The sequence below is a fragment of the Leifsonia sp. C5G2 genome (assembly GCF_013359685.1).
GTDB lineage: Bacteria > Actinomycetota > Actinomycetes > Actinomycetales > Microbacteriaceae > Leifsonia.
Map to the genome: position 1 here is coordinate 220409 of NZ_JABFMV010000005.1, position 26477 is coordinate 246885.

The following is a 26477-nucleotide window of genomic DNA, read 5'->3' on the forward strand; positions in this document are numbered from 1 at the left end:
CCGAGCCTAGCGACCCACCTTGTCCCGATAGCGCCGCCGGATCTCGCGAGCGGCGAGGATGTCGCCCGCGCGCGCCTCCTGCTGCTTCAGCAGCGCCTTGTCCGACTTGAGCGGCAGCCGCAGCACGTCGTCCGCCTCGATGCCGGCCACCAGCTCCCGCGCCCGCTCCACCTCCGAGTCGAGCTCGGCTCCGAACAGCAGCGCGTTGTTCGCGATCCAGATCCAGAGCAGGAAGACGATGATCCCGGCCAGGGCGCCGTAGGTCTTGTCGTAGTTGCCGAAGTTGCCGACGTAGAAGGCGAACAGCGCCGACGCGATCCCGAGGATCACGATCGCGGCGATCGAGCCGGGCGTCAGCCAGCGGAAGCGCGGGTGCTTGATGTTGGGTGTCGCGGCGTAGAGCACGGCGACGAGCAGCACGATCACGACGACGACCACCGGCCATCGCAGGAGGTCCCAGGCCGTCTGGAACGCGTCGCTCAGCCCGATCATGCTGCCGAGGAATTGGGCGACCGGGCCGGAGATCACCAGCAGCAGGGCCAGCAGCGACACCAGCACCAGCGCGAGCAGGGTCACCCCCAGCTGCACCGGTCGGAGCGTGATGAAGCCGCGGCCCTCCTGGACCCCGTAGACGCGGTTGAGCGAGCGCCCGAACGCACCGACGTATCCCGACGCCGACCACACAGCGCCGACGATGCCGATCGCGAGGGCCCAGCCGGTCGCGGGGGAGGACGCGAGGTTCTGGATCGGCCCCTTCAGGATGTCCGTCATCCCCGGCGCGAGGTCGTTCACCATCCCGAAGAGTGCGTCGATGCCCGCCTTGCTCTGGCCGACGATCCCCAGGATGCTGACCAGCGCGAGCAGTGCGGGGAACAGCGACAGCACCGCGAAGTAGGTCAGCCCGGCCGCCAGGTCGGTGCATTGATCGGTCGAGTAGCTGCGCATGGTGCGCTTCAGGATGAAACCCCACGGCAGCCGGTACCACGGCTCGCTCCTGCGGTCCTCGATCCTGCGAACCGCCGCGGCCCTATCGCTGCCGACCCCGCCGCGGTCAGCCGGCACGCCCGCGCCTCCGCACGAGCAGCGTCGCGATCCCGGCAGCGCCGCCCACCACCGCGAGGAACAGCCCGGCGAAGAAGGCGGGATGCGACCGGATCTGCACGCGCAGGTTGAAGGTCGCGAAGAGGTCGTCGAGCGTGCTCGCGAGCTCGTCGCGCGTCACCTCGAGGTCGAGCTTCAGAGTGTTGATCCCGGCGCCCTTCGGCACCGGCGGCCGCCCGGCGGGCCGCTGGCCCTGCCTGCTGACCGAGGGGGTCGTCTCCGTGGTCACGGCTGCTCTCCCTTCAGCGCCTTCGCATCGGCGCTCAACTCGCTGCCCAGGTCGTCCGGCACGGGAGGGAGCCCCTTCTTGAGGCTGCTCCAGCCGATCAGTCCGGCGACGACCGCGATCAGGATGAGGATGCCCGCGACGATGAGTGCGGACAGCCAGGCGGGCAGGATGAGCGCGAACCCGAGCACGGCGGCGGTCACCAGCACTCCGAACGCGAAGAAGAGGAACAGCAGGGCTCCGACGAGCAGACCGGCCCCGATCCCGGCCGCCTTCGCCTTCGCGGCCATCTCGGCCTTGAAGAGGGCGAGCTCCGTGGCCACCAGGCGGCGCAACTGCGCGACGAGGTCCTTGGTCAGTTCCGGCAGGGGGCGCAGTCCGCGGGTGGTGCGGCGGCGCTCCCGCGGCAGCGGTGGCGTGTCGGCCATCGGTTCGGGCTCCCTTCAGACGCTGTAGGCCCGAACGTACCCCACGGCACCGCACGAGTGAACCCGGACGATGGTGCACACTAGGGGCATGAACGGCAACGAGCTCGCCGGCCGCGGAGGAATCCTGGCGGCCGTGGTCCCGGGGCAGCCGGTCGCGGTGCTCGAGGCGGCGGCCCGTCTCGCCGACGACCTCGACGTTCCGCTGGTGTGCGCGAACGTCGACCCCGACCGCTACATCGTGTCGAGCTACGTCGACGGCACGGTGGTCGCGCTGCCGTACGACCCCGACCTCCCGGAGACCGAGGAGGAGCGTTTCGATCCCGACCTGGAGGCGCAGATCCGCCGCGTGCTCGACGGACGCGGCATCCCGTACTCGCTGCAGCAGCTGGCGGGCGACCCGGCCTGGTCGCTGGCCCGGCTGGCGGACGACCTGGATGCGCGCTACATCGTCGTCGGGACGCGCGAGGCCGGTCTGCGCGGCAGCGTCCGCGAGTTCTTCAACGGCTCTGTCGCCGTGCACCTGGCCCACCGCCAGCACCGGCCGGTCATCGTGGTGCCGCTGAACCCGATCCCGGGGGCGCAGAAGTTCCCGTGGGAAGACCCGCAGAGCTAGTGCGGGCGGGTCGTGGTCCGGCGCCCCTGCACCTGCGCCGGCGCTCCATCCTGCTCGTGTTCGCGGGCGGGTCGCTCGGTGCCGCCACCCGGTACCTGCTGACGCTCTCGGTGCCCCCGGTCGCCGGGGTCCCCCTCATCACCTTCCTGATCAACGTGACCGGCGCGTTCGTGCTCGGCTGGCTCCTGCAGACGCTGGCACTGCGCGGACCGGACGAGGGCGGCCGCCGCGACCTGCGGCTGTTCGTCGGGACGGGCATCCTGGGCGGGTACACGACCTACAGCTCGCTGGCGGTCGACACGGACGGGCTGATCGCGGCGCAGAGCGTCGGCCTCAGCATCCTCTACGCCGTCGCCACGATCGTCGTCGGGGCTGCGGCGTCCGTCGCCGGCATCGCGCTGGCCTCGGCCATCGCGCGCCGGCAGGCGGGGAGGGGGAAGCCGTGACCGTTCTGCTCGTGGTCGCCGTCGGCCTCGCCGGCGGGGTCGGCGCCGTCGCGCGGTTGGTGCTCGACGGCCTGTTGCGCGCCCGGGTGCGGCTCGCCTTCCCGCTCGGCACGACCGTGATCAACGTGACCGGCTCGTTCCTGCTCGGGCTGGTCACCGGGCTCGCGCTGGCCCACGGACTGCCGCCGGAGTGGCGTGCCGCGCTCGGAACGGGTTTCCTGGGCGGGTACACCACGTTCAGCACGGCCAGCTACGAGACGGTCCGGCTGGCGCAGCAGCGGCGGTACCGCGCGGCGCTGGCGAACGGTGTCGGGATGCTCGTGCTCGCGCTCGCCGCCGCAGGCCTCGGCCTGTGGCTGGGGCAGCTGGCCTGAACCGCCGGCCGGCAGGGAGGTCGCCGGGCCGCCGGTCAGTCCTGGTCGGGCTCCTGCTCCATCCACCACTCGGTGAATTCCTCCGCGCGGCCGTCGTCGGCCAGCCGGACGATCCACAGGTTGCTGTAGATGGGGCCGTCGCGGTAGTCGGTCACGCCCTCGACGAACCACACCGGTCCGTCCTGGCCGAGGAGGCGCCACTCGAAGGTGGCGGCGCCGGGGTCGTCCTGGGCGTCGAGCCAACCCTCCACGATCTCCTCGTGGCCGTCCCACGGCTCGGCGAACGGCTCCGTGCGGTAGCTCGCGTCCTCGGTGAACAGGGCCCGGATGTCGTCGGGCTCGTTGCTCTCCCACGCGCGCCGGTAGAGATCGATCCAGTTGGTGATCGCGTCCGCCATGCCCCCGTTATACGCCCTGGGCGCGAGCCGCCGCTACGCTGGGCCGCATGGAGGAGCCCTTCGCGTCGTGGTCGGAGTTCAACGTCGCCGTCGCCGGGGCGGGTGCGGCGCTGGGCGGCCTGCTGATCGTCGCGCTGTCCGTCAACATCCAGAAGATCGCGGAGTCGCGCGGGCTGGCCGCACGCGCCGGCGCCTCGATCGCGTCCCTCATCCTCGGGGTCGCGCTGTGCTGCGCCGCGCTGATCCCCGGTCAGGTCACCTGGGGGTACGGACTCCAGGTGCTCGTCGGCACGGCGCTGTGTGCGATCGTGGTGGTCCGCTCGGCGGTCACCGTGCACCGGGATGCCGTGAGCACGGGCTACCGCCGCTACTCGGCCGAGCGCATCGCGATGTTCGCTGTTCCGCCCGCGCTCTACGCGGTGGCCGGCGTCATGCTCGTCGGCCTTTCGGGATCCGCGGGACTGGTCCTCGTCGCCGTGGGCACCATCCTCGCGATCGTCACGACCGTGCTGTTCTCGTGGGTCGCGCTCGTCGAGGTGCTGCGCTGACGGTCAGGCCGGCTGGGCGGTCAGCTCGGGCAGGGCGTCGACAAGGGGAGCGAGCTCCGGCACCGCGCGAGCGCCGTCGAGCGCCCGGCTGAGCGCGGCGTCGTGCACCGGCCTGGCGGCGTCGAGCAGCCGGTGGCCGGACGCCGTGAGCTCGGTGTAGATGCCGCGCCGGTCGTCCGCGCAGAGCACCCGGGTGAGCAGGTCGCGCTCTTCGAGCCTGTTGACCAGGCGGGTGGTGGCGCTCGGGCTGAGGGCGCTCGCGCGGGCGAGCTGCTGCATCCGCATGTGCCAGCCGTCCTGCCGGGCCAGCGCGTCGAGCACGGTGTACTCCACCACCGAGAGCTGGACGTCGCGGTTCAGGTCGCGCTCGAGCTCGGCCTCGATGTAGCCGTGCAGTGCCGCCAGCGTGCGCCAGCCATGCGCGCGCACCTCGACGGCGTCGTCGGCGATGCCCATATGGGTCCCTCTTCCCTGACTCGGGTTGCGCCATTTAGTTGCACGTGCAAGTATTTATGGCGCGTCTGCAACTAACAGGGTAGCGCATCGTCCCGGAAACCAAGGAGAACGTCCATGCCAGCAGGTCTCATCGCCCTCGCGCTCGGAGGGTTCGGCATCGGCCTGACCGAGTTCGTCATCGCCGGGCTGCTGCCTGAGGTGGCCGCCGACTTCCGCGTCGACGAGGCCGCGGCGGGCTGGCTCATCTCCGGTTACGCCCTCGCCGTCGTGGTCGGCGCCCTCGGGCTGACGGCCGCGGCCACCCGCATCCCGCGCAAGGCGGCACTGCTGGGACTCATGGTGCTGTTCATCGCGGGCAACCTCCTCTCCGCCCTCGCACCCGACTACGGCGTCATGCTCGCCGGCCGCGTGCTCGCCGCCCTCTGCCACGGCGCGTTCTTCGGCATCGGCTCGGTAGTGGCCGCGAGCCTGGTCGCGCCGGAGCGGCAGGCGAGGGCGATCGCCATCATGTTCACCGGACTCACCGCGGCCAACGTGCTCGGCGTTCCGTTCGGGACGCTGCTCGGCCAGGCGCTCGGATGGCGGTCCACCTTCTGGGCCATCACGGTCATCGGCGTCGCGGCCCTGGTCGGGGTCGCCCTGCTGGTGCCGCGCACGGCGGGGGAGCGGTCCTCCGCCGGGCTGCGCGGCGAGCTCTCCGCCTTCCGGTCGGGCCAGGTGTGGCTCTCCCTGGCGGCGACCGTGCTCGGCTTCGGCGGGATGTTCGGCGCCTTCACGTACATCGCCTACACGCTCACCGGCGTCTCGGGCTTCCCCTCCGCCGCGGTGCCGTGGCTGCTCATCCTGTTCGGGCTCGGGCTGTTCGCGGGCAACTGGGTGGGCGGCCGCCTCGCCGACCGCTCCATCGACGGGACGCTGCTCTGGCTGCTCTCGGCGCTCGCCGTCGTGCTCGTGGCCTTCGCGCTCGTCGCGGGCATGCCCGTCGGAGCGGTGATCGCGCTCGTGCTGATGGGCGCGTTCGGCTTCGCCACGGTACCGGCGCTGCAGCTGCGCGTGCTGTCGTACGCGTCGCACGCACCGACCCTCGCCTCGGGTGCGAACATCGCCGCCTTCAACCTCGGGAACGCGCTGGGGGCGTGGATCGGCGGCCTCACCATCGCAGCAGGCCTCGGCTACCGCTCGCCCCTGTGGGTGGGTGCCGCGATGACCGCCGGTGCGGTGGTCGTCGTGGCCGCCGCGGCGCTCTCGGGCCGCCGTCGAGTCCGGCAGGTGTCGGACAACCGCGAAGAATTTTCCGGGGAAACTCTTCCAGTCCAGTAGAACGAGGAGTACGGTCGCTTTCGTCTCGAACGGTCAGGGGGTGATCGCATGACGGATGTGCCCGAAGTTCCGCGCACCCGCATCCTCACCCCGGCGCGCGTGCTGATCGGTTCCCTGATCGCCGGCGCCGGACTGACCGTCCTCGGATTCCTCGCAGGAGGATCCCCGGCTTCGGCCGACGAACCGGCTCCGCCGCCCGGCGTCGTGAGCGGCCTCGTGTCGAACGTCACCGGCGCGGCAGGCGAGGCCCTCGGCTCCGTCACCTCCGCTGTGGCCCCAGCGCTTCCCGCTCCCGTCCAGCAGGTCGTGTCCGCCGTCGTGACGCCGGTCACCGACACAGTCGACCAGGTGGCCGAGCAGTCGCCGGTTGCGAGCGTCGTCGAGCCGGTCGCATCGACCGTCGACGAGGTCGTCGCCCAGGTGCCGGTGGTCCGGGATGTGCTCCCGGCCGCACCCGTCACCGCGATCACGCAGCCGGTGGCCGGCGCAGTGGACCAGGTGGCGTCCGATGCCGTGGGTGTCGTCGACGCGGCCGTCGCGCCGCTCGTCGTCCAACCGCAGGCGCCCGCCGCGCCCGGCACGTCCGTCGCGGACGCACCCGGGTCGCAGGCTGCCCCTGCGGATGCTGCCGCGGCGGCCGTCGCGGGCGGCTCGCCGGCAGCGGCAGACACGCGTCTCCTCGCCTCCCGGCCCGGGATTCCCGGGCCGTTCGGCCACCCCGGTGCGTCTGGGAGCGGCCCGGCCCTGCCCGGCGACGACAGCCCGGGAGGCGTCCCCGGCGGCCTGCCCGGCGGGAGTCTGCCCACGGGCGGTGCGTCCGGTTCGTCCGGAGGCGCCGGTCCTGGCGCCCCCGTGCCCGGAGCCGGAGCGGCTCCCGATGGCTTCCTCCTGCCCGCATCCGTGCGGAGCGGGCTGAGCGGCGCGCCCGCGGACGACACCGTCCCCGCGAGCCCCGTCGCCGACCACGACATCAGCCCCGACTGAGTGGGTCGCAGCTGCCCCGATGGCAGCACGCGATCGCTCCCGCGCACCTCCGTGCCCGGGTCTCCCACTCATTCGAAAGGCAGATCCATGAACAAGTACGTCTCCAGGGGGCTGTGGTTCACCCTCTGCGTCGGCGGCCTGTGGCTCGCCGGGACGGCTGCGGCGAACGCGGCCGAGGCCCCGGCCGGCGACGGCATCGCCAGCGGCGACCAGGCGGTCGTCAGCGCCTCCGTCCCCGTCTCGCTCTCGGGCAACGGGATCTCGCTCGTCGGCGACTCGACGAGCTCCGGCTCCACCACCGCCACCCCGGCCGCTCCCGCGCCGTCGGTGTCCATCTCGCCCGACTCGCTCGGCGGTGTGCTCACCGGCGATCAGGCAGCGGTCGACCTCAGCGCCCCGGTGACGGTCGCGGGCAACGCGATCAGCGTCGCGGGCGACGCATCCAGCGCCGACTCGTCGTCGTCCGCAGCGCCGGCCGCCGACTCCGGTGCGACGGCGACCTCGGGCGGTGCCGACGGCACGGCCTCCGGCCTCCAGGCGCCCGTCTCGGTGGACGTACCGGTGACCGCGGGCGGCAACGCCGTCTCGGTGCTCGGTGACGCGACGTCGTCCGACGCGTCCGCCGCCCCCGGTTCGGGCGGCAGCTCGACGGCGACATCGTCCGGTTCGGACGGCGGCCTGCTGTCCGGCGTCCAGGCGCCGATCGGCGCGGCGGTTCCCGTGACGGCCGGCGGCAACGCCGTGTCGGTGCTCGGGGATGCGTCCACGTCCGGTTCGGATGTGACCGCACCGGCCGCTGGTGACACGACGGCAACGTCCTCGGGCTCCGGCTCGAGCGGCGGTGTGCTCTCCGACGTCGCCGCGCCCGTCAGTGCGGCGGTTCCCGTGACGGCCGGCGGCAACGCCGTGTCGGTGATCGGGGACGCTTCCACGTCCGGTTCGGATGTCGCGGCCCCGGCCGCGGGGAGCACGACGGCGACCTCGGGCTCCGGCTCCGGCGGCGGCCTGGTCTCCGGCATCCAGGCGCCGGTCAACGCGGATGTCCCGGTGACCGCCGGCGGCAACGCCGTCTCGGTCCTCGGCGACGCAACCACCTCCGATTCGGCCGCGACGGCTCCCGCCGCGGGCGACACCACGGCGACCTCCGGCTCCGGCTCGGACGGCGGCCTGCTCTCCGGGGTCGCCGCGCCGATCGGTGCGGATGTCCCGGTGACCGCCGGCGGCAACGCCGTGTCGGTCGTCGGCGACGCCACCTCGGGCGGTTCCTCCACCTCGGCTCCGGCGACCGGCGGCTCGTCCGCGGGCGGCGGGACCGGCGGGACCGGAAGCACCGGCGGCGGCCTGCTCGACGGGATCGGCCTTCCGGTCGATGTCGGCGTCCCGGTGACGGTCGGCGGCAACGCGATCAGCGTTCTGGGTGACGCGACGACGACGGGGTCCACCACGACCCCGACGACGCCGACCACCCCGACGACGCCGACCACCCCGACGACGCCGGGTACGCCCGCCACGCCGTCCGACCCCGGCACCACCGCGGTCGCCGGGCTGGGTGCGGTCTCCATGGTGGCGGGTCTCGGCACGTCGACCGCCATGCTGGCGTCGACCGGCTCGAATGAGCTCGGGCTGGGTGCCCTCGGCGCCCTGCTGGCGCTCCTCGGAGTGATGCTGGCGTTCGTCGCGGCCGGCCGCGGACGACGCCACCACCACCTGCGCTAAGGATCGGTGCTGACTTCCCGGCACGTCGGCTCTCCCCAGCCGCCGACGTGCCGGGAACTCGCCATGTCTCGGCGCGGATGTGGGAGCAGTCGCCCCGGCTCTCAGAACCCGATCGGTCGCCCCGGCGTCAGCGGATCCCCGTTGCCGACGAAGGCGCGGCCCTCGTTGTATTCGGCCTCCCGGCGCTCCACCTCGGCGAGAAGCGCCTTGTTGAGCATCTCCGACCAGCTGCTGTCGCGTTCGTCGAAGGAGGTCTGCCGATAGGCGGCCCGCGCCCGGTTCCGCATCGCCTCGGTGAGGTAGAAGGTGACCGTCGTCCTCTTCTTCACCGGGCGCTGCGGTCGCGGTGGGCTCGAGACGTTCGCCGGGGCCGGCTGGCCGTCGGTCGGGTTCGGGACGGGTCCTTCCATGTCGCGCCTTTCGGGGTGTGAAATCTGGTGTTGGCACACATACTAAGCGTTCCACCCGCCGCAGGGCCATAATCCACAGGTGCTAAGCATGCTTTAAATGCGTGAGTATGCATGCATTTTTAGCGGCGGCGACCGGCCACGACCGAGGCATCGGGTCAGCGGGAGAGCCGCTCCACGATCGAGCCGAAAAGCTCCGGCCTTCTAGCCGCCGTCGGGACGATCCGGGACCGGAACCGGGAGCGCGCAGCCACCACGAGGGCCGACGTCAGCAGCCGGAAGTCGCGGGTCGTCGTGCGCCATGCCCGCTCGTACTGCTCGGCGTCGCCGGCGCTCACCGCCGCGATCGCCGACCTGGCCTGTGCGAACCCCACGCGCATCCCCTCGCCCGTGAGGGCGTCCACATATCCGGAGGCATCGCCCGCGAGGAGCACCCGGCCCGACGAGCGTGACCGCGCACGCTGGAGCAGCGGACCAGCCCCACGCGGATCGGTGACCGAAGCGACGCCGTCGAGGCGCGCGGAGAGCTCGGGGATGCCGGCGATCACCTCGTCCACATCGAGGGGCCGCCCGCCGAGCACGGCGACGCCGACGGTCCGCTCGTCGACCGGTGTCACGTACGCCTCGGCGCCCTGCGCCCAATGCACCTCGACCAGCGACGTCCACGGCTCGACCCCGAAGTGCTTGCGCAGACCGAAGCGGCGACGGGTACCCGGCTGGGAGCGACCGTCGAGCCTCAGCATCCGTCGCACCGGCGAGTGCAGCCCGTCTGCGGCGATCACCCAGGGGGTCCGGAGCGTCTCCCCGGAGCTGAGGGTGAGCTCGACGACGTCCGCGCTCTGCTGCAGGCCGGTGACCTTGGCATGGATGCGGTCGGCGCCCAGCTCGGCTGCCCGCTCCGCGAGCGCCTGGTGCAGCACGGTCCGCCGCACGCCGCGTCCCGGACGGTCCGCGAAGCGGTGCTCCACCCGGGAGCCTGCGTCGATGTAGGCGATGCCGTCCAGCCGGCGGCCGGGCGGGTCGACGCCGATGCGGTGGAGCGCCGCGAGCGCCCCGGGCATGAGCCCCTCGCCGCACGCCTTGTCGATGGGCCCGACGCGCGGTTCGACGAGCACGACGTCCAGGCCGTCCACGCGCGCCTCGATCGCGCACGCCAGGCCGATGGGGCCGCCGCCCACCACGACGACCTGGGGGTTCATGCGCGGGCGTCGGTGGGGAGCACGGTCGCGAGGGCGCGGTTCTCGCACCGGATGCGCACGGCCAGCAGCCACGCGTTCAGCACGGTGAAGGCCAGGGCGGTGATCCACCCGGTGTACACGAGAGGGAGGGCGAAGCCCTCGACGACGACGGCGACGTAGTTGGGGTGCTTGAACCAGCGGTAGGGGCCCGCGGCGACGAGCGGCAGGTCGCGCACGATGATGACCCGGGTGTTCCAGCGCGGGCCGAGCGTCGCGATGCACCACCACCGCAGCGCCTGGCTGGCGAGGACCAGCGCGAGCATCGGCCAGCCCAGCCACGGCAGGAACGGGCGGTCCAGGAGCCACACTTCGGCGAGGCAGGCGAGCAGCAGCCCGGTGTGAAGGGCCACCATCGGGGGGAAGTGCCCACGGCCGAACTCGACCCCGCCGCGCGCGAACGACCACTTGGCGTTCCGGGTGGAGACGATCAGCTCGGCGATGCGCTCGACGCCTGTGGCGAGCACGAGCAGCGTGTACCAGATCACGCGTCGGCCCCGTTCACGAAACTGCTCACAGGGTCGGCTCGATCATCGCGGCCGCCGGCAGGGTGGCAGGAAGCGACGCCGGGACGGCCTGAGTCGCCGTCGCGGGTGCGGCGGCCCGCTCGGCGCTCCGGGATCCTTCCGCCCAGCGCAGCAGCACCAGTTCGCTGGTCACACCCGGCCCGAGCGCGAACAGGAGGCCGATCGTGTCGGGCGGGTACCCGTCCAGTTGCTCGGCGAGCACGTGCAGCACCGCGGCGGACGAGAGGTTGCCGACGTTCGCCAGCGACCGCCAGCTCGCGTCCAGCGCCCCCTCCGGCAGGTCGAGCGCCTGCGAGAACGCCTCCAGCACCTTCGGGCCGCCGGGATGCGCGGCCCACGCCCCTACGTCGTCGACATCGAGCCCGTGGGCGGCGAGGATGCCGCAGGCGTCGTCGGCGAAGTTCCGGTCGATCACGTCGGGCACGCCGGCGCTCAGCACGATGCGGAAGCCGGTGCCGCCGATGTCCCAGCCGATCACGTCCGCTGTGTCCGGGTAGATGTGGCTGCGGGTGTCCACCACCTCGGGTCCGGGGAGCCCGAGGGCCTCGGCCCGGGCGTCGCCCACCATGACCACGGCGGCCGCGCCGTCGCCGAAGAGGCCGCTCGCGACGATGTTCGCCATCGAGTCGTCCCTGGCCTGCACGGTCAGCGAGCACAGCTCCACGGAGAGCAGTACGGCCACCTCGTCCGGGTGCCCGGCGAGGTAGTCGTTGACGCGCGCGATGCCGGCCGCGCCCGCGACGCAGCCGAGCCCGAAGCTCGGCAGTCGCTTGACGTCGGGACGCAGTCCCAGCCGGGAGACCAGCTGCGCGTCGATGGACGGGGTGGCGATGCCGGTGACCGAGGTGAACAGCAGGAAGTCGACGTCGGCGGGCTGGAGGCCCGCGGAGGCGAGGGCGGCTGTCACGGCGCGCTCGGCGAGCGATGTGCCCTCGGCGATGAAGTAGTCGTTCGACTCCTGGAACGACGCGAGCGAGCTGTACTGCTCCAGCGGCATCACCAGGCTGCGGGTCTGCACCCCGGAGGACGCATGGATGCGGCGCATCACCTGCTGGCGCGCAGGGTCGGAGGTGATCATCGCGAGCAGTGCAGCGGTGATCTCCCCTTGGCTGTAGCTCCGGGCGGGGAGCACCGGCGCCACCGACACGATTCGGCTCACATGCGAAACGTACCACCAGCCTTCTCCGCCGCTGCCAGCGGTCGGCGGATACCCAGCGAGGGTGCCCGGGAACGGCGAAGGGAGGAGTTCGGCGACCGTTCCGGCCGCGAACTCCTCCCTTTCGACGCTGTCTAGGCGGACGCCCCGCGCTCCCGCTGCGCCTCGGCCACGACCCGGGTCAGGGGCTCGTGCAACGCCTCGCCGGCCGCCACTCCCATGACCTCCTCGACGATCGCGGACGCGTCCGCCTCGTCGAGCAGCCGCAGCAGCTCGACACTCTGCGTGTCCTCCGGCACGTCGAACCGCAACGCGGCGCCGACGGCTGCGATCAGCGCCTCCGGGATGCCGCCCACGTACTCCGCGTAGTCCGACGCCGGGCCGATGAAGCGGTCGTTGCGCCCGAGCTTGCGGAGGGGCTCGCGGCCGACCCTTGTAACTTCGTCAACCAGGTAGGGGTTCGCGAACCGGCCGAGGATCTTCGCGCGGTAGGCGGCGAGCTCCTCCTCCGGCAGGCCGTGCTTGGCGCTCAGCGCGGCGGACGTCTCCCGCAGCGCGGCCTCGGCGGCCTCGCGCACCTCCGGGATGCCGATCGCCTCGCTGATCGTCGTCGCGCCGCGCAGGAAGCCGGTGTAGGCGACGGTCGCGTGGCCGGTGTTCACCGTGAAGAGCTTCCGCTCGATGTACGGGCCGAGCGAGTCGACGAAGTGGGCACCGGGGATATCCGGCACGTTCCCGCCGAACGGCGACCGGTCGACGACCCACTCGTAGAAGGTCTCGACGGTCACGTCGATGCCGGCGTCCGGGGCCTGCGCGGGCACGATCCGGTCGACGGCCGTGTTGGCGAAGACCGCCTTCGCGGCCAGCGCCTCCCGGGTCTCGTCGTCGGGGAGCCCGTCCATCAGCTCCGCCGCCAGCAGGTCGGAGGCGCCGATCGCGTTCTCGCAGGCCATGACCGCGAGCCGCGGAGCGTCGTCCGGCCGGGCGGCGAGACCGCGCGCGATGACCGGGGCGACGAACCGCAGGATGCGCGGGCCGACGGCCGTGGTCACCACGTCGGCCGACGCGATCTCCGCGACCAGCGCCTCCTCCTCCGTCGCGCTGTTGATCGCGCGGAACCCGGTGACGGTCTTCGTCTCCGACTCCTCGCCGACCAGGTGCACTTGGTACGAGTCGGCGGCGGCCAGCGCGTCGATCAGCTCGGCGTTGACGTCCGCGAACACGACCTCGTAGCCGGCTTCGTGGAGCAGGAGCCCCACGAAGCCGCGCCCGATGTTGCCTGCACCGAAGTGGACGGCCTTCACTCGTTCACATCTCCTAGCAGCGCATACAGCGCGTCGGCGTCCGGCGCGTCGAGCAGCTTCTGCACGTCGTCCTCCTCCGAGAAGAGGATGGCGATCTTGGACAGGATCTCGAGATGCTCGTTGTTCTGCCCGGCGATGCCGACGACGAACCGCACCTCCTCGCCGCCCCAGTCGAGCGGCGAGGAGTAGCGGATGAAGGAGAGCGCCGACCGCTTGATCTCGTCCTTGGACTCGTTGGTGCCGTGCGGGATGGCGAGGCCGTTCCCCATGAAGGTGGAGACGGTGTTCTCGCGCTCCTGCATCGAGTCGACGTAGCCCGGCTCGACGGCGCCCGCTGCGACGAGCAGCGCACCCGCCTCCCGGATCGCGTCCTCCCGTGTGGCCGCGGAGCCCGCGGCCACGACGTTCGCCCGGTCGAGAATCGTGGTGTCGGTCATTTGGCTGCGTCCTCCGTTGCCTTCTGCTGGTTGGCGACGAGGTCGACGACCTCGTCGTACTTGGGGCTGTTCATGAAGTTGTCGACGGACACATGGAGCGAGTTCGGCGACTGGCCCTTCGCGCGGTCGGTCAGCTCGCGCTGCGTGATGACCAGGTCGGCCGTTCCGTCGAGGTTGCTGATCGCCTGGTTGGTGACCGTGACCCCTTCGACGCCCGCCTTCTTGATCTTGTTGCGCAGCACGGACGCGCCCATCGCGCTCGAACCCATCCCAGCGTCGCACGCGAAGACGATGTTCTGAACCAGGCGGTTGGTCGCGTCGCCCTGGGCGTCGCCGGTGTCGTGCTCGCCCTCCTGCACCAGGCCCTCGAGGACGGAGGACGACTTGCCCTTGTTCGCCTCGGTCGCGGCGACCGCGGCCGACAGGTCGCCGGCGTTGCCCGCTGCGAGGTCGCGCTTGCGGCTGGCCCGCAGGATGATCGACGCCACGATGAACGAGACGGCGGCGGCCAGCACGACGGAGAGCGTCACCCCGACGAAGCTGTCGGCCGGGGTCTGCAGCAGCACCGCGATGATCGAGCCGGGGGAGGCCGGTGCGCGCAGGCCGGAGTTGAAGGTGACGTTGGTGGCGATGCCGGTCATACCGCCGAGGATCGCGGCGATGATGATGGTCGGCTTCATCAGCACGTACGGGAAGTAGATCTCGTGGATGCCGCCGACGAACTGGATCAGGGCGGCACCGGGCGCGCTCGCGCGGGCGATGCCGAGACCGAAGATCGAGTAGGCGATCAGGATGCCGAAGCCGGGCCCGGGGTTGGCCTCCAGCAGGAACAGGATCGACTTGCCGGTCTGCTGCGCCTGCTCGACGCCGAGCGGGGTGAGCACGCCGTGGTTGATGGCGTTGTTGAGGAACAGCACCTTGCCGGGCTCGATCAGGATGCTGGCGAACGGCAGAAGGTGCATGGACACCAGCCAGTTCACCGCGTTGCCGAGCACCGAGCTCAGCCACTCGACGAGCGGTGCGATGCCGAAGAAGGCGCCGATCGAGAGCAGCATGCCGACGATGCCGGCCGAGAAGTTGTTGACCAGCATCTCGAAGCCGGCCTTGATCTTGCCGTCCCAGAGCTGGTCGACCTTCTTCATGATCCAGGCGCTCAGCGGGCCGAGGATCATGGCGCCGATGAACATCGGGATGGTGGAGCCGACGATGACGCCCATGGTGGCGATGCTGCCGACCACGCCGCCGCGGACGCCGTAGACCATGCGGCCGCCGGTGTTCGCGATGAGAAGCGGGAGCAGGTAGGTGATCATCGGGCCGACGAGGCCGACGTACTGCGAGAAGGTGTGGCCGCTGGGGTCCTGCGCGAGCACGGTCGCCGCGCCCTGCCAGCCGATCTTGGCCTGGTCGCCGAAGCCGCCGAGGATCGGGCTGATGGCCCATCCCGTGTTCTGAAGCCAGCCGGTGGCGATGAACAGGGCGGTGATGAACCCCCACGCGATGAAGGCGGGGATGTTCGGCATCACCATGTTGGAGAGGAAGGTGCCGAAGCGCTGCACGTGGACGCGCGCGCTGCTCGGCTTCTTCGGGGTGGACGCGTTCGGCGTCGTCGCTGTCGCCGTCGTCATTGGGGGGCCTCGTTTCTGTTGTCGGGGGCTGGTGAGGTGAACCGGTCGGCGGCCGCACGGACCGCCTCACGGGCTTCGGCCGCGCCATCGGCGGCCAGGGCGGTCTCGGCCAGCGAGCGGGCCTGGCCGAGGGTGTAGCGCTTGAGGGAGAGCCGCACGTCGGCGAGGGCCGCCGGCGACATCGAGAGGGTGGTGGCGCCGAGTCCGACGAGCACGACCGCGAGCAGCGGGTCGGCCGCCGCCTCGCCGCAGATGCCGACCGGCTTGCCCTGCGCCGCTCCCGCAGCGCCGACCTCGCCGATGAGGCGGAGGACGGCCGGGTGCCACGGGTCCTGGAACCCGGCGACCGAGCCGAGCAGGCGGTCGGCGGCGAGCGTGTACTGGGTGAGGTCGTTCGTGCCGATGGAGGCGAAGTCGGCCACCTGGAGAACGCGGTCGGCGAGCAGCGCGGCCGACGGCACCTCGACCATCACGCCGACGGTCTTGAGCCCGTACTCGCGCCCGAGCTCGGTGAAGTAGCGCGTCTCCTCGACGGTGGACACCATCGGCGCCATGACCCACAGGTCCGCGTCGGTCTGCGCGTCCGCCTCGGCGAGGGCGGTGAGCTGCTCGCGGAGGATGTCCTCGTTCGCCCGGAGGGAGCGCAGGCCGCGGAGGCCGAGAGCCGGGTTGTCCTCGTGGGCGTCGTTGAGGAACTCGAGCGGCTTGTCGGCGCCGGCGTCGAGTACGCGCACGACGACCTTCCTGCCGCCGCCGAACGCGCTCAGCAGCTTGGTGTACTGCTCGCGCTGCTGTTCGACGGTGGGCGCCATCCGCTGGTCGAGGAAGAGGAACTCGGTGCGGAACAGCCCGACGCCCTCCGCCCCCGCAGCGAGGGCTCCCTCGGCGCCCTCGGCCGAGCCGAGGTTGGCCAGCAGCGGGATCGCGGTGCCGTCGGCGAGGGCTCCCGGCTCGACGCCGCCCGCGAGCGCTGCCGCGCGCTCCTCAATGCGGCGGAGCGCATCTGCCCGCTGGTCGTCGGTCGGCGCGACGGTGACCGTGCCGGCTCCGGCGTCCACGACGACCTCGTCGCCGTCGGCCAGGCGGTCGGCGCCCGCCGCCCCGACGACCGCGACGATCGACTTCTCGCGGGCGAGGATCGCCGTGTGCGAGGTCGGTCCGCCCTCCTTGGTCACGAGGCCGAGCACCTTGGTCAGGTCGAGCAGGGCCGTGTCGGCGGGGGCGAGGTCGTGCGCGACGAGCACGTACGGGCTGTCGGAGTGGGGGACGCCCGGCGCCGGCTTGCCCTGGAGCGCCGCGACCACACGCTGCGAGACGTCGTCGAGGTCGCCCGCGCGCTCGCCCATGTAGCCGCCGAGGTCCTTGAGCATGTCGCGGAACACCGCGAAGCCCTCGAAGACCGCGCGCTCGGCCGTCTTGCCGCCGTCGATCCGGGAGGCGACGTCGTCGGCGAGGGTGGAGTCCTCCGCCATCATCGACTGCGCCTCGAGCACGTCGGCGGCGGTGCCCTCGACAGTGGAGGCGCGCTCGCGCAGATCGGCGGCCACGGCCGCGACGGCCTGCTGCACGCGGGCCTTCTCCTCGTCGGGGGTGCGGGTGCTGCGCTCGTCGGCCGGCTCGGGGAGCGGGGCCGACATCCGCAGGACCGGCCCGACGGCGATGCCCTGGCCGATGCCGGCGCCGGTGAGGATGCTCGTGTCCGTCATGATCTCGTCTCCCCGCTCACGCGTCGTGGTCCGTCGCGAGGATCTCGGCGAGGTCGTCCAGGACCGCCTCGCCGTTGTCCGCGTCGGTGGTGAGCACGATCTTGTCGCCGTGGTCGATGCCGAGCGAGATCACGCCGAGGATGCTGCCGGCGTCGACGGTCTTGCCGCCCTCCTTCGACAGCTGCACCTTCGCGCCCGAGCCGTTGACCGCCTCGACGAAGAGCTTCGCCGGGCGGGCGTGCAGTCCGTGCGCCGATCCGACGGTGATGATCCGTTCAGCCATGGTGGTGTTCTCCTTCGCTCCGTGTCGGCCGGGTGGCCGCCGCCATCGGTGGGATGGCTCTGCTCATAGTGTCGTCGCCTTGGCGTCGAGGGCCAGGTCCAGCGCGCGCTCTCCGTCGAGGGCGGCCGGGGAGACGGGAGGGAGCACGGCGACGGCGGTGCCGGTCGCGGCGGCGCGCTCGCGGAGGGACGGGACGGAGGCCTCGAGGTGGGCTCCGACCAGGAGGACGTCGACACCGGCGAGGGATCCCAGCTGGCTCGCGCTGCCCGGCTGGACCTCGATGGCCGCGCCGCGGGCGCGGGCGGCGCTGCGCAGCTTGACGGCCACGAAGGTGCTGGACGCGCCGGCGCCGCAGACGACCACGATCCTCATCGATCCTTGCCTTTCGAGGTGCTGGGTGGAGCTGATGGAACGACAGCAATGGTGTCTTGCGGGCGGCGCGGGTCTCCAGCAGCGTTTCTTCCGGGGGTGCGGAAAGATGGCCGGAACGCGCGGTGGTACGCCCGCGGGGTGGTTGACTCGTCGGGAAAGGCGGTTCCGCGTGGCGCTCTCGGCGAAGCAGACGAGGATGCTCGACATCCTCGCGCGCCGTGCTGCCTGGGTGACGGCCGCGGAGCTCGCGCACGACCTCGGCGTGACGACCCGCAGCATCCGCAGCTACGCCGCCGCCCTCGGCGAGATCGTCGAGTCGGGGCCGAACGGCTACCACGTCAAGCCCGACGCGTATGCGGCGTACCTCGCCGGCGACGGCACCTCCGAGACGGGGACCGCCGGCTCGCCGCAGGAGCGGCTGGTGTTCCTGGTCCGGCGCCTGCTCGACGAGCCGGACGGCGTCGACGTCTACGAGACCGCCGAGAGCCTGTTCGTCTCCGACTCGACCATCGAATCCGACCTGACCAGGATGCGCGGCCTCCTCTCCGGCACGGAGCTCTCTCTCGAGCGCCACGGCGCCGTGGTGCACCTTCTCGGGCCGGAGATCGCGCGGCGGAAGCTGCTCAGCCGGCTGTTCCGCGACGAGATGCGGCAGAGCGTGGTGGACGTCGCCCGCATCCAGGAGGCCTTCGGGTCGCAGGGGCTCTCCGAGTTCAAGTCCGACCTGGTCGCGATGCTCGACGCGCGCGGTTTCTTCGTCAACGAATACGGCATCAACGACGTGCTGCTGCACATGGCCGTCGCGCTCGACCGGGTGGCGAAGAACCGCGTCCTGCCGGCGGTGGAGGAGCCGGAGACGAGCGAGACCATCCGCTCCCTCGCGCACGACCTCGGACGGCTGATCGAGCAGCACTTCGGCACGGCACTCGACCCGACCGAGCTGCGCTACCTCGCCATCCTGATGCGCACGCGGGTGATCGCGCCGGGAGCTGGGCACGACACCGTGGAGGAGTTCGTGAGCCCCGCCGACCTGGAGGTCGTGCGCGGCATCGTCGACCGCGCCTCGGCGGAGTACCTGGTCGACCTGCACGACGAGAACTTCATCGTCCGGCTCACGCTGCACGTGCAGAACCTGGTGGCCCGCGCGCACGAGAACACCTTCTCGCGCAACCCGCTGACCCGGTCGATCAAGAGCTCCTACCCGATGATCTACGAGCTCGCCGTCTACATCGCCAGCCGGCTGCAGGCGGCGGAGGGCATCGAGGTCAACGACGACGAGATCGCGTACATCGCGATGCACGTCGGCGCCTACCTGGAGCAGCAGTCGCGGCGGAGGGACGCGGTCACCTGCGCGGTCGTCTGCCCCAACTACTACGACATGCACATCCTGCTGCGCGACCGGCTGGAGAGCACGCTCGGCGACGAGCTCGACATCACCAGCGTCATCACCTCGACCGACGCCGACTGGGACGACCTGGACGCCGACCTCGTGCTCACGACGATCGATCCGCGCGGGAGGCGCGAGAACACGGTCATCGTGCAGCCGTTCCTGACCGAGACGGATGTGGAGCACATCCGTCAGGCCGCATCCCGCATCCGCCGCCAGCGGCACAGGGCGCGGATCAAGAGCGAGCTGCTGGAGTACTTCGACGAGCGCCTGTTCCTGCGCAACTTCTACGCGCGCGACCCGATCACCATGATCCGGGCGCTCGGCGACAGGATGATGGCGGTCGGCGCGATCGACCAGGAGTACGTCGACCAGACGGTCGAGCGCGAGCAGATGTCGTCCACCGCGTTCACCGACTCGCTCGCCGTGCCGCACGCCATGTCCATGAGCGCTCAGCGCACGGCGATCGCGATCGTGGTCAACGACACGGCGATCGACTGGGGGGACGCCCGGGTGAACGTGATCGCGTTCATCGCGTTCTCGGCGGAGGGGCGCTCCTCGTTCCAGACGGTCTTCGACCAGTTCGTCGAGGTGTTCTCCGACCGCGAGGCCGTGCTCGCCCTCATCCGCCGGTCCGACACCTTCACCGCCTTCATCGACGAGCTCGTCCGCATCATCGACGCCTGACCCAAACCAAGAGCTCCGGAGTTTCTCGAGCGAAATCGACGGATTCGCTCGAAAAACTCCGGAGCCGATGGCTCGGGGCGCGGGTTACTGGTTGGCGGTGACGGCGTAGGTGACCGAGACGCCGGGGGTGCCGACGGCGACCGTGTACTTGTCGTTCGTGTAGACGGCCTTGCTGTCGGTGGCATCCGGCTGCGCGGTGAAGCCCTTCGCCTCCAGCTTCGACTTCGCCTCGGCGAAGCCGTCCTTGCCCTTCGGCTGGACCGTCACGGACCAGCCGTTGTCCTTGTCGCCGCGGGCGACCACGACCGTGCCGTCGACGAGCGGCACGTCATCCTTCGGGAAGTCGGAGGGCAGCTCCTCCGAGGTCGCCTCGTCCGAGGACCCGGCCGCCGGCGTCGAGGAGGACGACGCCCCGGGCGTCTGCGGCGTGACGTAGTTGCTGTTTCCGTCGCTGGAACAGGCCGCCAGCGAACCGATGGTGAGGGCCGCGACGATGGCGGCCGGAACGAACGGATTACGTGTGCGCATAGTGATCCCTAGTGCTGTATGTGGTGCGTTATCGCAACCAACAACCCTACCCGGCTCCCGGTCCGAAGACGAGCAGGTTTGGAGAAGCGGCGGCCCCGGCCGGATCCCTAGCGTGAAGGGCATGACGACAATCGAAGCGGTCACCCTCGAGGTGGCAGACGCAGCATCCGCCGCAACCTTCTACCGGGAGGCCTTCGGCCTCGACGGCCAGGTGCGGGTCAGGCAGTCCGACGCGCCGACGGAGGGCTTCCGCGGCTTCACGCTCTCGCTCACGGTCGCGCAGCCCGGCGACGCCGCAGCGCTCCTCGACGCGGCCGTGGCCGCGGGGGCGCGCGCGATCAAGCCGGCCGCCAAATCCCTCTGGGGCTTCGGCGGCACGGTCCAGGCGCCCGACGGCACCCTCTGGAAGGTGGCGACCACCGCCAAGAAGGACACCCGCCCGGCCGAGCGGCGGTTCGACGGCATCGTGCTCCTGCTGGGCGCCGAGGACGTCGGGGCGAGCAAGCGCTTCTACGTCGAGCACGGGCTGAAGCCCGGCAAGAGCGTCGGCTCGTACGTCGAGTTCGACACCGGCGCCTCGCCCATCAAGCTGGGTCTCTACAAGCGCCGGGCGCTGGCGAAGGACGCCGGCGTCCCGGAGGCGGGCAGCGGGTCGCACCGCGTGGCGATCGGCGGGGACGCCGCCTTCACCGACCCGGACGGCTTCGCGTGGGAGGTGCTCAGCCGAGCAGCAGCGAACTGAGCTGGTCGGCGGAGTGCACGACCGCGATCGCGCCGGCCGCCTCGGCGGGGGAGCCGTAGCCCCACTCGACGAGGATGGTCGGCAGGCCGTGCGCACCGGCGCCCTCGACGTCGTACTGGCGGTCGCCGACCATGACGGTGTGCTCCAGGTCGACACCGCGCTCGCCGAGCCGGCGGAGGGCCTCGGCGACCACGTCCGCCTTCGCGCTGCGGCTCTCGTCTTCGGTCGCACCGGTGATGATGTCGAAGAACTGCGCCAGCCCGAAGTGCTCCAGGATGCGCGTGGCCTGAGCCTCCGGCTTGCTCGTCGCGATCGCGAGCGGGATGCCGGCGCCGCGGAGCCGCTCCAGCAGCCCGCGGACGCCCGGGAAGACCGCGGAGTCGAAGGCGCCGTGCTCGGCGTAGTCGGCGCGGTAGACGTCGAGGGCGTGGCGCGCGGCCTGCTCCGTCATCCCGCCGATGCTCTGCAGCGAGTCGAGGAGTGGCGGGCCGACGTACTCGATCAGCTGGGTGGGGGAGGGGACCGGCTGCCCGAGCGTCGCGAACATGCGCGCGAGGGACGAGGTGATGCCGGGGGCGGAGTCGGTGAGGGTGCCGTCGAGGTCGAACAGGATGCAGGTCCACGTCCGGGTGACGGTGGTGGTCGGGTTGGTCATAGCCGTCCTAGCGTATGTCAGGTTCCTGTGCGGCCGTTCACTGCTCGCCGAGAGCGGACTCGACGTGCGAGCGGGCGACCACCATCGTGTGGGTCGCGCCGGGGTCGAACTGCACGGCGACGAACTCGGCGGTGCGGATGAAGCCCAGCGCCTCCACGGCCGGCACGATGACGGCCTGCACCTTGGCGCCCTCGCCCTCCGCCGACTGCGCGACGGCCGCGCGCAGCGCGTTCATCGAGGTGAACAGGGGCAGCACAGCCTCGCCTGTCGTCGAGCTGATCGTGCGCAGCCGGGTGTCCTGAGGGGTCGAGCCGGTCACATCGACCACCAGGCCGCCCTTCACCGCGGCGGCGAGCAGCGCCTCCAGGTTCTCCAGGGTCGGCTCGGCGGCGATCGCCGTGAGCGCCTTGCGCACAGGGACGTTCTCGTAGCTCTGCGGGAACCGGGGCCTGAGCTGCGCCATCAGAACAGCCTGCTGTCGCTGTCGTCGAGCCCGCGCATCGCGTCGTAGTCGAGCACCAGGCAGCGGATGCCGCGGTCCTCCGCCAGCGTCCTGGCCTGCGGCTTGATCTCCTGCGCGGCGAACACACCGGTCACGGGCGCCAGGTGCGGATCGCGGTTCATCAGCTCCAGGTAGCGGGTGAGCTGCTCGACGCCGTCGATGTCGCCGCGGCGCTTCAGCTCGACGGCCACGGCGGCGCCGGAGCCGTCTCGCGCGAGGATGTCGACCGGTCCGATAGCGGTCATGTACTCGCGCCGGACCAGCACGTGCCCGTCGCCGAGGAGGTGGATCTGCTCGGCCAGGAGCTTCTGCAGATGGGCCTCCACGCCGTCCTTCTGGAGACCCGGGTCGATGCCGAGATCGTGCGAGGTGTCGCTCAGGACCTCGTGGATGGACACCACCAGCATGTCGGCCGTCTTCGCCTGGGTGACGCGCCAGACCTCCGTGATCCCCGCCTCCTGCTGCAACTCGTCCGGCTGGTCGACCGTCAGCGTGCAGGGCGGGCTCATCCAGTTGAGCGGCTTGTACGACCCGCCGTCGGAGTGGACGAGGAGGCTGCCGTCTGCCTTCAGCATCAGCAGCCGCGTCGCCAGCGGCAGGTGCGCACTGAGCCGTCCGGCGTAGTCGACGGAGCAGTTGGCAATGACGAGGCGCACCGGAACATCCTACGGGGCGGTGCCGCTGCGCCGCCCCGGCGGCGGTGGTGATTGGATGGGCCAATGACCCGTGAGCTCCTCATCGGCACCTACACCGAGCGCCTCCCGCATGTCGACGGCCACGCGGAGGGGGTGCTGTCCGCCCGGTTCGACGGGACGGGACTCACCGAACCCGTCGTCGCCGCGCGGGTGGAGAACCCGTCCTGGCTGGCCGTCGCACCGGATGGGACGGCGGTTTACGCGGTGAGCGAGACGGAGCCGGACGGCCGCGTCGTCGCGTTCGCGCGCTCCTCCGACGGTGCCCTGACGGAGCTGGGCTCGGTGTCTAGCGGTGGACCTTCGCCCGCGCACCTGGTGGTGCACCCGTCCCGCCCGCTGCTGCTCGCGGGCACCTACGGCGGCGGGACGGTCTCGGTCTTCGCCCTCCGCGAGGACGGCTCGCTCGGCGGGCGCACCGCGTTCGTGCAGCATGAGGGCTCGGGGCCCGAGCCCGCGCGCCAGGACGGGCCGCACGTCCACCAGCTCAGCATCGACCCGGTGACCGGCGATGCGGTCGTGGTCGACCTCGGCCTGGGCGAGGTGCGCTGGTACGCGCTCACGGACGACGGCCGGCTGACGCTGCGCCCGGACGCGACCGTGGTGCTCGGGTCGGCAGGCCCACGCCACCTCGCGTTCGACGCCGACGGGCGCCACGCGGTGCTGGTCGACGAGCTGGACTCCAGCGTGGATGTGCTGCGCCGCGAGGGCGATCGCTTCGTGCGGGTGCAGAGCACGACGACGCGGGGGGATGCCGCGAGCGGCGACAACACCCCGGCCGCCGTCTGCATCAGCGCGTCCGGGCGGACCGTCCTCGTCAGCAACCGCGGGGACGACACGATCGCCGTGTTCGCGTTCGATCGCGACGCATCCCGGCTGGCCCTCGTGGACGTCGTGGAGGTCGGCGGCCGCACCCCGCGCGACCTCGTGATCGCGCCGGAGGGCGACCGCGTGCTCGCCGCCTGCCAGGACAGCGACGAGGTCGCCGTCTTCGCGTTCGACGACGCGGCACGCACCCTGCGCCCCCTCGGCCGCACGCCCGTCCCGACCCCCGTCCACCTGGCCTTCGTCTGAGCCGCCCCGGTCTCCGCCTGCCTGGTCGAGTGGCGACAAGATGTCACCACTCGCCCAGGATTCCGACGATTACTCTCACCTCGAGCTCGGGTCAGGCTCGGCGGGGCGCACGGCGGGGGAGGCCAGGAACGAGGCGACCAGCAGTGCGAGCACGAGGAAGAGCGCGTTCAGGATGCCGAAATGCTGCCCGAGGAAGCCGATCAGCGGCGGCCCGGCCAGGAATGCCAGGTACCCGATGATCGCGACGGCGGAGACGCGCGCGGCCGGGTTCGCGGCGCCGTCGGCTGCCGCGGACATGCCGAGCGGGAAGCCGAGCGAGACCCCGAAGCCCCAGAGCACCGTGCCGATCACGACGACCCACATCGGTCCGCCGAGGATGAACAGCACCAGCCCGACCGCGCCCATCCCGGCGGTGATGCGGATGGCGGCGACGCGACCGATCCTGTCCACGACCGGGCCGCCGACCACGCGGCCGACCGTCATCGCCGCCACGAAGAAGCCGAACACCACGGCGCCGATGGAGTTCTCCTGGCCGTGGCCGTCGACGACCGCCAGCGAGATCCAGTCGTTCGCCGAGCCCTCGCCGAACGCCATCCCGAGCATCACGACGCCGATCAGGATGAGGCGCCAGTCCGCCCACACCGCGAGCGTCGCGCGCATGCGCTCGCCGAAGGGGAGCTTCTCGGCCGGACCGGTCTCGTCGCCCAGCTCCGCCTCGCGCGGGATGTATCGCACCGCCACCACCGCGATCACGACGAGGACAACGGCGATGCCGACGAGGTGCCAGACCACCGGCACGCCGAGCGCCGCGGCGGCCGCGCCGATGCCGGCGCCGAGCACCGTGCCCAGGCTGAAGCACGCGTGCATCAGCGGCAGCAGAGTCTTGCCGATCTCGCGCTCGACCGCTGTGGCCTCCACGTTCATCATCACGTCGACCATCCCGTTGCCGAAGCCGAGCAGGATGAGTCCGACGGCGACCGAGGGGATGGAGTGGAAGAGTGTCGCGCCCGACCCGATGAGCAGCACTCCGACGGCGACGATGACGAGCCCGCCGACCATCCCGCGATGGGGTCCGAACCGCACCAGCAGCGGAGACGACACCGTGAGCCCGAGGATGGCGCCGACCGACATCCCGAGGATGAGGAGGCCGATCGCCGCGGGGTCCTTGCCGAGCCCCAGGTCGTCGCGGATGCCCGGGATGCGGGCCACCCAAGTGGCGAGCGCGAGGCCGGACAGGATGAAGATGACGAAGACCGCGTTGCGCCAGGCGGTGAGCTCCGAGCGGGAGCGCGTGGTGGTCGGGGTCGGCTGTGACATCGGCGTTTTCCAGGGCTTTTCGGGGGCTCGAATCGTTTCGACTCGAAACGATTCGACTAAGCTACCACACGTGAACGAACCCAGCACAGCCCCCGCGGGCCCCCGGCCGACGCTGGCCGCGGTCGCCCGCCTGGCAGGCGTGTCCAACTCGACGGCGTCCCTGGCCTTCTCCGGCACGGGCCCGGTCTCCGAGGCCACCCGGGAGCGCGTGCTCGCCGCGGCGAAGCGCCTCAACTACGCCGGGCCCGACCCGAGGGCGCGCTCGCTGCGGCGCGGCCGGTCCGGGATCGTCGGCGTCGTGATGGAGGAGCGGGTGCGCGACGCGTTCCGCGACCCGATCAAGATCGCCCTGCTCGACGGCATCACGGAGGAGATCGCCGGCATCGACGCCGGGCTGCTCATCCTCACCGACGCGGGGGAGGCGGCCAAGCGCATCGAGGACGCCCCGATGGACGCCGTGGTGCTGGTCGGCTGCAGCCCCCGGCTCGACGAGTCGGTCGCCACCCTCCGGCAGCGCGGCATCCCGCTCGTCGCGATCGAGGGCGACCCGGCCGACGGCGTCCCCACCATCGGCCAGGACAACCGGGAGGCCACCCGAACCGCGGCCCAGCACCTCTACGACCTGGGCCACCGCGACGTCGCCATCGTCACCCTCTCGCTGACCCGCGACCGCGCGCGCGGCGCGCTGACGCCGGAGCGCTTCGCCGCCGCGAGCTCCACCACGGCACTGGACCGGCTGCGGGGCGCCCGCGACGTCTTCCCCGAGGCCGGCGGCTGGGTGACGCGGGGCTCGTTCGTCGAGGAGGGCCGCGCGGCAGGGCGCGCGCTGCTCGCCGACGCCCGCTCCCGGCCGACCGCGATCATCGCCCAGAGCGACCTCCTCGCGGCCGGCGTCATCCGCGCCGCGGAGGAGCTCGGCCTGGAGGTGCCGGGGGATGTTAGCGTCGTCGGCTTCGACGGCGTGCGCGTCGACGGCCTCTGGCCCTACGACCTCACGACCCTGGTGCAGCCCGCCGTCGACAAGGGCCGCGCAGCCGGACGCGCGGTCGTCGAGATGCTGGAGGGCGAGGAGCCGCATCCCGCCGTCTTCACGAGCGTGTTCCACCAGGGCAACACGACGGCGGCCCCACGGGCCCGCTGACCGCGCTCGTCCCGTCCTCGCCGAGTGGTGACACGGTGTGGCCACTCGAGCAGGTTTCCCGCATCGAGTCACCACTCGATTGCGTGCGCG

The 26477-nt window shown here is 71.7% G+C and carries 31 protein-coding genes; 11 read left to right on the forward strand and 20 right to left on the reverse strand.

Annotation, left to right across the window (positions count from 1 at the left end):
* Positions 1 to 6: 6 nt before the first annotated feature.
* From HNO83_RS09285 to HNO83_RS09295, 3 genes are read right to left on the reverse strand one after another with little or no spacing between them, the layout of a single operon-like run.
* Positions 7 to 1062, reverse strand: coding sequence for a YihY/virulence factor BrkB family protein (locus tag HNO83_RS09285; protein ID WP_175337241.1), 1056 nt, complete (start codon positions 1060 to 1062; stop codon positions 7 to 9).
* Positions 1052 to 1330 (reverse strand): hypothetical protein, encoded by a 279-nt coding sequence (locus HNO83_RS09290; protein WP_175337242.1) that lies wholly within the window; start codon positions 1328 to 1330, stop codon positions 1052 to 1054. Before HNO83_RS09290 ends, HNO83_RS09285 begins: the two co-directional genes overlap by 11 nt.
* Positions 1327 to 1755, reverse strand: coding sequence for a phage holin family protein (locus tag HNO83_RS09295; RefSeq protein ID WP_175337243.1), 429 nt, complete (start codon positions 1753 to 1755; stop codon positions 1327 to 1329). Before HNO83_RS09295 ends, HNO83_RS09290 begins: the two co-directional genes overlap by 4 nt.
* Positions 1756 to 1843: 88 nt before the next feature.
* On the opposite strand from HNO83_RS09295, the gene HNO83_RS09300 reads away from it, so the two are divergent.
* The 3 genes from HNO83_RS09300 to crcB are packed head-to-tail and all read left to right on the forward strand — an operon-like array spanning position 1844 to position 3188.
* A complete protein-coding gene (locus HNO83_RS09300) occupies positions 1844 to 2368 on the forward strand; it encodes a universal stress protein (RefSeq protein ID WP_175337244.1) in 525 nt (174 codons plus the stop codon).
* Positions 2347 to 2814 carry a fluoride efflux transporter FluC gene (locus tag HNO83_RS09305; protein ID WP_349627115.1) on the forward strand — a complete coding sequence of 156 codons (468 nt, stop codon included), beginning with the start codon at positions 2347 to 2349 and terminating at the stop codon, positions 2812 to 2814. Before HNO83_RS09300 ends, HNO83_RS09305 begins: the two co-directional genes overlap by 22 nt.
* A complete protein-coding gene (gene crcB, locus HNO83_RS09310; protein ID WP_175337245.1) occupies positions 2811 to 3188 on the forward strand; it encodes a fluoride efflux transporter CrcB in 378 nt (125 codons plus the stop codon). Before HNO83_RS09305 ends, crcB begins: the two co-directional genes overlap by 4 nt.
* Positions 3189 to 3223: 35 nt before the next feature.
* Here the strand turns inward: crcB and HNO83_RS09315 are convergent, their stop codons facing one another.
* Complete coding sequence (locus tag HNO83_RS09315) at positions 3224 to 3586, reverse strand: nuclear transport factor 2 family protein (protein WP_175337246.1); 363 nt, start codon at positions 3584 to 3586, stop codon at positions 3224 to 3226.
* A 47-nt stretch (positions 3587 to 3633) separates the two neighbouring features.
* Between HNO83_RS09315 and HNO83_RS09320 the strand changes: the two genes are divergently transcribed.
* Positions 3634 to 4134: a hypothetical protein gene (locus tag HNO83_RS09320; protein WP_175337247.1), complete on the forward strand. Its 501-nt coding sequence runs from the start codon at positions 3634 to 3636 to the stop codon at positions 4132 to 4134.
* Positions 4135 to 4137: 3 nt separating this feature from the next.
* Here HNO83_RS09320 and HNO83_RS09325 read toward each other — a convergent pair whose 3' ends face one another.
* On the reverse strand, positions 4138 to 4590 hold the full coding sequence (locus tag HNO83_RS09325) for a MarR family winged helix-turn-helix transcriptional regulator (RefSeq protein ID WP_175337248.1): 453 nt from the start codon (positions 4588 to 4590) through the stop codon (positions 4138 to 4140).
* A 114-nt stretch (positions 4591 to 4704) separates the two neighbouring features.
* Here HNO83_RS09325 and HNO83_RS09330 point away from each other — a divergent pair, with 114 nt between their 5' ends.
* From HNO83_RS09330 to HNO83_RS09340, 3 genes are all read left to right on the forward strand, one after another.
* Positions 4705 to 5910, forward strand: coding sequence for an MFS transporter (locus HNO83_RS09330; RefSeq protein ID WP_175337249.1), 1206 nt, complete (start codon positions 4705 to 4707; stop codon positions 5908 to 5910).
* A gap of 48 nt (positions 5911 to 5958) precedes the next feature.
* The gene (locus HNO83_RS09335; protein ID WP_175337250.1) at positions 5959 to 6894 is read left to right on the forward strand and encodes a hypothetical protein; all 936 of its coding nucleotides are present in this window, start codon (positions 5959 to 5961) and stop codon (positions 6892 to 6894) included.
* An 87-nt stretch (positions 6895 to 6981) separates the two neighbouring features.
* A complete protein-coding gene (locus HNO83_RS09340) occupies positions 6982 to 8610 on the forward strand; it encodes a hypothetical protein (RefSeq protein ID WP_249776611.1) in 1629 nt (542 codons plus the stop codon).
* A 101-nt stretch (positions 8611 to 8711) separates the two neighbouring features.
* On the opposite strand, the gene HNO83_RS09345 is transcribed toward HNO83_RS09340, so the two are convergent.
* The 10 genes from HNO83_RS09345 to HNO83_RS09390 all read right to left on the reverse strand — a co-directional run bounded on the left by HNO83_RS09345 (position 8712) and on the right by HNO83_RS09390 (position 17662).
* Positions 8712 to 9020 carry a ParB family protein gene (locus HNO83_RS09345; RefSeq protein WP_175337251.1) on the reverse strand — a complete coding sequence of 103 codons (309 nt, stop codon included), beginning with the start codon at positions 9018 to 9020 and terminating at the stop codon, positions 8712 to 8714.
* Positions 9021 to 9175: 155 nt separating this feature from the next.
* Positions 9176 to 10216 carry an NAD(P)/FAD-dependent oxidoreductase gene (locus HNO83_RS09350; RefSeq protein WP_175337252.1) on the reverse strand — a complete coding sequence of 347 codons (1041 nt, stop codon included), beginning with the start codon at positions 10214 to 10216 and terminating at the stop codon, positions 9176 to 9178.
* Positions 10213 to 10740 (reverse strand): isoprenylcysteine carboxyl methyltransferase family protein, encoded by a 528-nt coding sequence (locus HNO83_RS09355; protein WP_175337253.1) that lies wholly within the window; start codon positions 10738 to 10740, stop codon positions 10213 to 10215. The genes HNO83_RS09350 and HNO83_RS09355 overlap by 4 nt, the downstream gene beginning before the upstream one ends.
* Positions 10741 to 10765: 25 nt before the next feature.
* Positions 10766 to 11938, reverse strand: coding sequence for a type III polyketide synthase (locus HNO83_RS09360; RefSeq protein WP_175337254.1), 1173 nt, complete (start codon positions 11936 to 11938; stop codon positions 10766 to 10768).
* Between the two features lie 131 nt (positions 11939 to 12069).
* Positions 12070 to 13239, reverse strand: a complete 1170-nt coding sequence (locus HNO83_RS09365; RefSeq protein WP_175337255.1) for a mannitol-1-phosphate 5-dehydrogenase — start codon at positions 13237 to 13239, stop codon at positions 12070 to 12072.
* Positions 13236 to 13676 carry a PTS mannitol transporter subunit IIA gene (locus HNO83_RS09370; protein WP_175337256.1) on the reverse strand — a complete coding sequence of 147 codons (441 nt, stop codon included), beginning with the start codon at positions 13674 to 13676 and terminating at the stop codon, positions 13236 to 13238. The genes HNO83_RS09365 and HNO83_RS09370 overlap by 4 nt, the downstream gene beginning before the upstream one ends.
* Positions 13673 to 15301, reverse strand: coding sequence for a PTS mannitol transporter subunit IIBC (locus HNO83_RS09375; protein ID WP_175337257.1), 1629 nt, complete (start codon positions 15299 to 15301; stop codon positions 13673 to 13675). Before HNO83_RS09375 ends, HNO83_RS09370 begins: the two co-directional genes overlap by 4 nt.
* Entirely contained in the window at positions 15298 to 17007 is a 1710-nt protein-coding gene (gene ptsP, locus HNO83_RS09380) for a phosphoenolpyruvate--protein phosphotransferase (protein ID WP_175337258.1), read from the reverse strand. The genes HNO83_RS09375 and ptsP overlap by 4 nt, the downstream gene beginning before the upstream one ends.
* Before the next feature lie 16 nt (positions 17008 to 17023).
* Positions 17024 to 17290 (reverse strand): HPr family phosphocarrier protein, encoded by a 267-nt coding sequence (locus HNO83_RS09385; protein WP_175337259.1) that lies wholly within the window; start codon positions 17288 to 17290, stop codon positions 17024 to 17026.
* A 63-nt stretch (positions 17291 to 17353) separates the two neighbouring features.
* On the reverse strand, positions 17354 to 17662 hold the full coding sequence (locus HNO83_RS09390; RefSeq protein WP_175337260.1) for a PTS sugar transporter subunit IIB: 309 nt from the start codon (positions 17660 to 17662) through the stop codon (positions 17354 to 17356).
* A gap of 169 nt (positions 17663 to 17831) precedes the next feature.
* On the opposite strand from HNO83_RS09390, the gene HNO83_RS09395 reads away from it, so the two are divergent.
* Positions 17832 to 19736 carry a BglG family transcription antiterminator gene (locus HNO83_RS09395; RefSeq protein ID WP_175337261.1) on the forward strand — a complete coding sequence of 635 codons (1905 nt, stop codon included), beginning with the start codon at positions 17832 to 17834 and terminating at the stop codon, positions 19734 to 19736.
* Between the two features lie 84 nt (positions 19737 to 19820).
* On the opposite strand, the gene HNO83_RS09400 is transcribed toward HNO83_RS09395, so the two are convergent.
* The gene (locus HNO83_RS09400) at positions 19821 to 20264 is read right to left on the reverse strand and encodes a hypothetical protein (protein ID WP_175337262.1); all 444 of its coding nucleotides are present in this window, start codon (positions 20262 to 20264) and stop codon (positions 19821 to 19823) included.
* Positions 20265 to 20385: 121 nt separating this feature from the next.
* Between HNO83_RS09400 and HNO83_RS09405 the strand changes: the two genes are divergently transcribed.
* Complete coding sequence (locus tag HNO83_RS09405) at positions 20386 to 21006, forward strand: VOC family protein (protein WP_175337263.1); 621 nt, start codon at positions 20386 to 20388, stop codon at positions 21004 to 21006.
* Here the strand turns inward: HNO83_RS09405 and HNO83_RS09410 are convergent.
* Genes HNO83_RS09410 through nucS form a run of 3 tightly spaced genes read right to left on the reverse strand, consistent with a single transcriptional unit; the run spans position 20984 to position 22819 of the window.
* Positions 20984 to 21661: an HAD hydrolase-like protein gene (locus HNO83_RS09410; RefSeq protein WP_175337264.1), complete on the reverse strand. Its 678-nt coding sequence runs from the start codon at positions 21659 to 21661 to the stop codon at positions 20984 to 20986. The genes HNO83_RS09405 and HNO83_RS09410 overlap by 23 nt on opposite strands.
* Positions 21662 to 21698: 37 nt before the next feature.
* Positions 21699 to 22124, reverse strand: coding sequence for an SseB family protein (locus HNO83_RS09415; RefSeq protein WP_175337265.1), 426 nt, complete (start codon positions 22122 to 22124; stop codon positions 21699 to 21701).
* Positions 22124 to 22819, reverse strand: coding sequence for an endonuclease NucS (gene nucS, locus HNO83_RS09420; RefSeq protein WP_175337266.1), 696 nt, complete (start codon positions 22817 to 22819; stop codon positions 22124 to 22126). Before nucS ends, HNO83_RS09415 begins: the two co-directional genes overlap by 1 nt.
* A 63-nt stretch (positions 22820 to 22882) precedes the next feature.
* Here nucS and HNO83_RS09425 point away from each other — a divergent pair, with 63 nt between their 5' ends.
* Entirely contained in the window at positions 22883 to 23929 is a 1047-nt protein-coding gene (locus HNO83_RS09425) for a lactonase family protein (RefSeq protein ID WP_175337267.1), read from the forward strand.
* Positions 23930 to 24004: 75 nt separating this feature from the next.
* On the opposite strand, the gene HNO83_RS09430 is transcribed toward HNO83_RS09425, so the two are convergent.
* Entirely contained in the window at positions 24005 to 25246 is a 1242-nt protein-coding gene (locus HNO83_RS09430; RefSeq protein ID WP_175337268.1) for an MFS transporter, read from the reverse strand.
* Positions 25247 to 25316: 70 nt separating this feature from the next.
* Here HNO83_RS09430 and HNO83_RS09435 point away from each other — a divergent pair, with 70 nt between their 5' ends.
* On the forward strand, positions 25317 to 26387 hold the full coding sequence (locus HNO83_RS09435; RefSeq protein WP_175337269.1) for a LacI family DNA-binding transcriptional regulator: 1071 nt from the start codon (positions 25317 to 25319) through the stop codon (positions 26385 to 26387).
* The last annotated feature ends 90 nt before the right edge of the window (positions 26388 to 26477 follow it).

Excerpts from the sequence above, each read along its gene's own strand:
- HNO83_RS09295 (WP_175337243.1), bottom strand. The coding sequence starts at position 1,755 with ATGGCCGACACGCCACCGCTGCCGCGGGAGCGCCGCCGCACCACCCGC.
- HNO83_RS09300 (WP_175337244.1), top strand. The coding sequence starts at position 1,844 with ATGAACGGCAACGAGCTCGCCGGCCGCGGAGGAATCCTGGCGGCCGTG.
- HNO83_RS09315 (WP_175337246.1), bottom strand. The coding sequence starts at position 3,586 with ATGGCGGACGCGATCACCAACTGGATCGATCTCTACCGGCGCGCGTGG.
- HNO83_RS09320 (WP_175337247.1), top strand. The coding sequence starts at position 3,634 with ATGGAGGAGCCCTTCGCGTCGTGGTCGGAGTTCAACGTCGCCGTCGCC.
- HNO83_RS09325 (WP_175337248.1), bottom strand. The coding sequence starts at position 4,590 with ATGGGCATCGCCGACGACGCCGTCGAGGTGCGCGCGCATGGCTGGCGC.
- HNO83_RS09330 (WP_175337249.1), top strand. The coding sequence starts at position 4,705 with ATGCCAGCAGGTCTCATCGCCCTCGCGCTCGGAGGGTTCGGCATCGGC.
- HNO83_RS09335 (WP_175337250.1), top strand. The coding sequence starts at position 5,959 with ATGACGGATGTGCCCGAAGTTCCGCGCACCCGCATCCTCACCCCGGCG.
- HNO83_RS09340 (WP_249776611.1), top strand. The coding sequence starts at position 6,982 with ATGAACAAGTACGTCTCCAGGGGGCTGTGGTTCACCCTCTGCGTCGGC.
- HNO83_RS09345 (WP_175337251.1), bottom strand. The coding sequence starts at position 9,020 with ATGGAAGGACCCGTCCCGAACCCGACCGACGGCCAGCCGGCCCCGGCG.
- HNO83_RS09350 (WP_175337252.1), bottom strand. The coding sequence starts at position 10,216 with ATGAACCCCCAGGTCGTCGTGGTGGGCGGCGGCCCCATCGGCCTGGCG.
- HNO83_RS09370 (WP_175337256.1), bottom strand. The coding sequence starts at position 13,676 with ATGACCGACACCACGATTCTCGACCGGGCGAACGTCGTGGCCGCGGGC.
- HNO83_RS09375 (WP_175337257.1), bottom strand. The coding sequence starts at position 15,301 with ATGACGACGGCGACAGCGACGACGCCGAACGCGTCCACCCCGAAGAAG.
- ptsP (WP_175337258.1), bottom strand. The coding sequence starts at position 17,007 with ATGACGGACACGAGCATCCTCACCGGCGCCGGCATCGGCCAGGGCATC.
- HNO83_RS09385 (WP_175337259.1), bottom strand. The coding sequence starts at position 17,290 with ATGGCTGAACGGATCATCACCGTCGGATCGGCGCACGGACTGCACGCC.
- HNO83_RS09390 (WP_175337260.1), bottom strand. The coding sequence starts at position 17,662 with ATGAGGATCGTGGTCGTCTGCGGCGCCGGCGCGTCCAGCACCTTCGTG.
- HNO83_RS09400 (WP_175337262.1), bottom strand. The coding sequence starts at position 20,264 with ATGCGCACACGTAATCCGTTCGTTCCGGCCGCCATCGTCGCGGCCCTC.
- HNO83_RS09405 (WP_175337263.1), top strand. The coding sequence starts at position 20,386 with ATGACGACAATCGAAGCGGTCACCCTCGAGGTGGCAGACGCAGCATCC.
- HNO83_RS09410 (WP_175337264.1), bottom strand. The coding sequence starts at position 21,661 with ATGACCAACCCGACCACCACCGTCACCCGGACGTGGACCTGCATCCTG.
- HNO83_RS09415 (WP_175337265.1), bottom strand. The coding sequence starts at position 22,124 with ATGGCGCAGCTCAGGCCCCGGTTCCCGCAGAGCTACGAGAACGTCCCT.
- HNO83_RS09425 (WP_175337267.1), top strand. The coding sequence starts at position 22,883 with ATGACCCGTGAGCTCCTCATCGGCACCTACACCGAGCGCCTCCCGCAT.
- HNO83_RS09430 (WP_175337268.1), bottom strand. The coding sequence starts at position 25,246 with ATGTCACAGCCGACCCCGACCACCACGCGCTCCCGCTCGGAGCTCACC.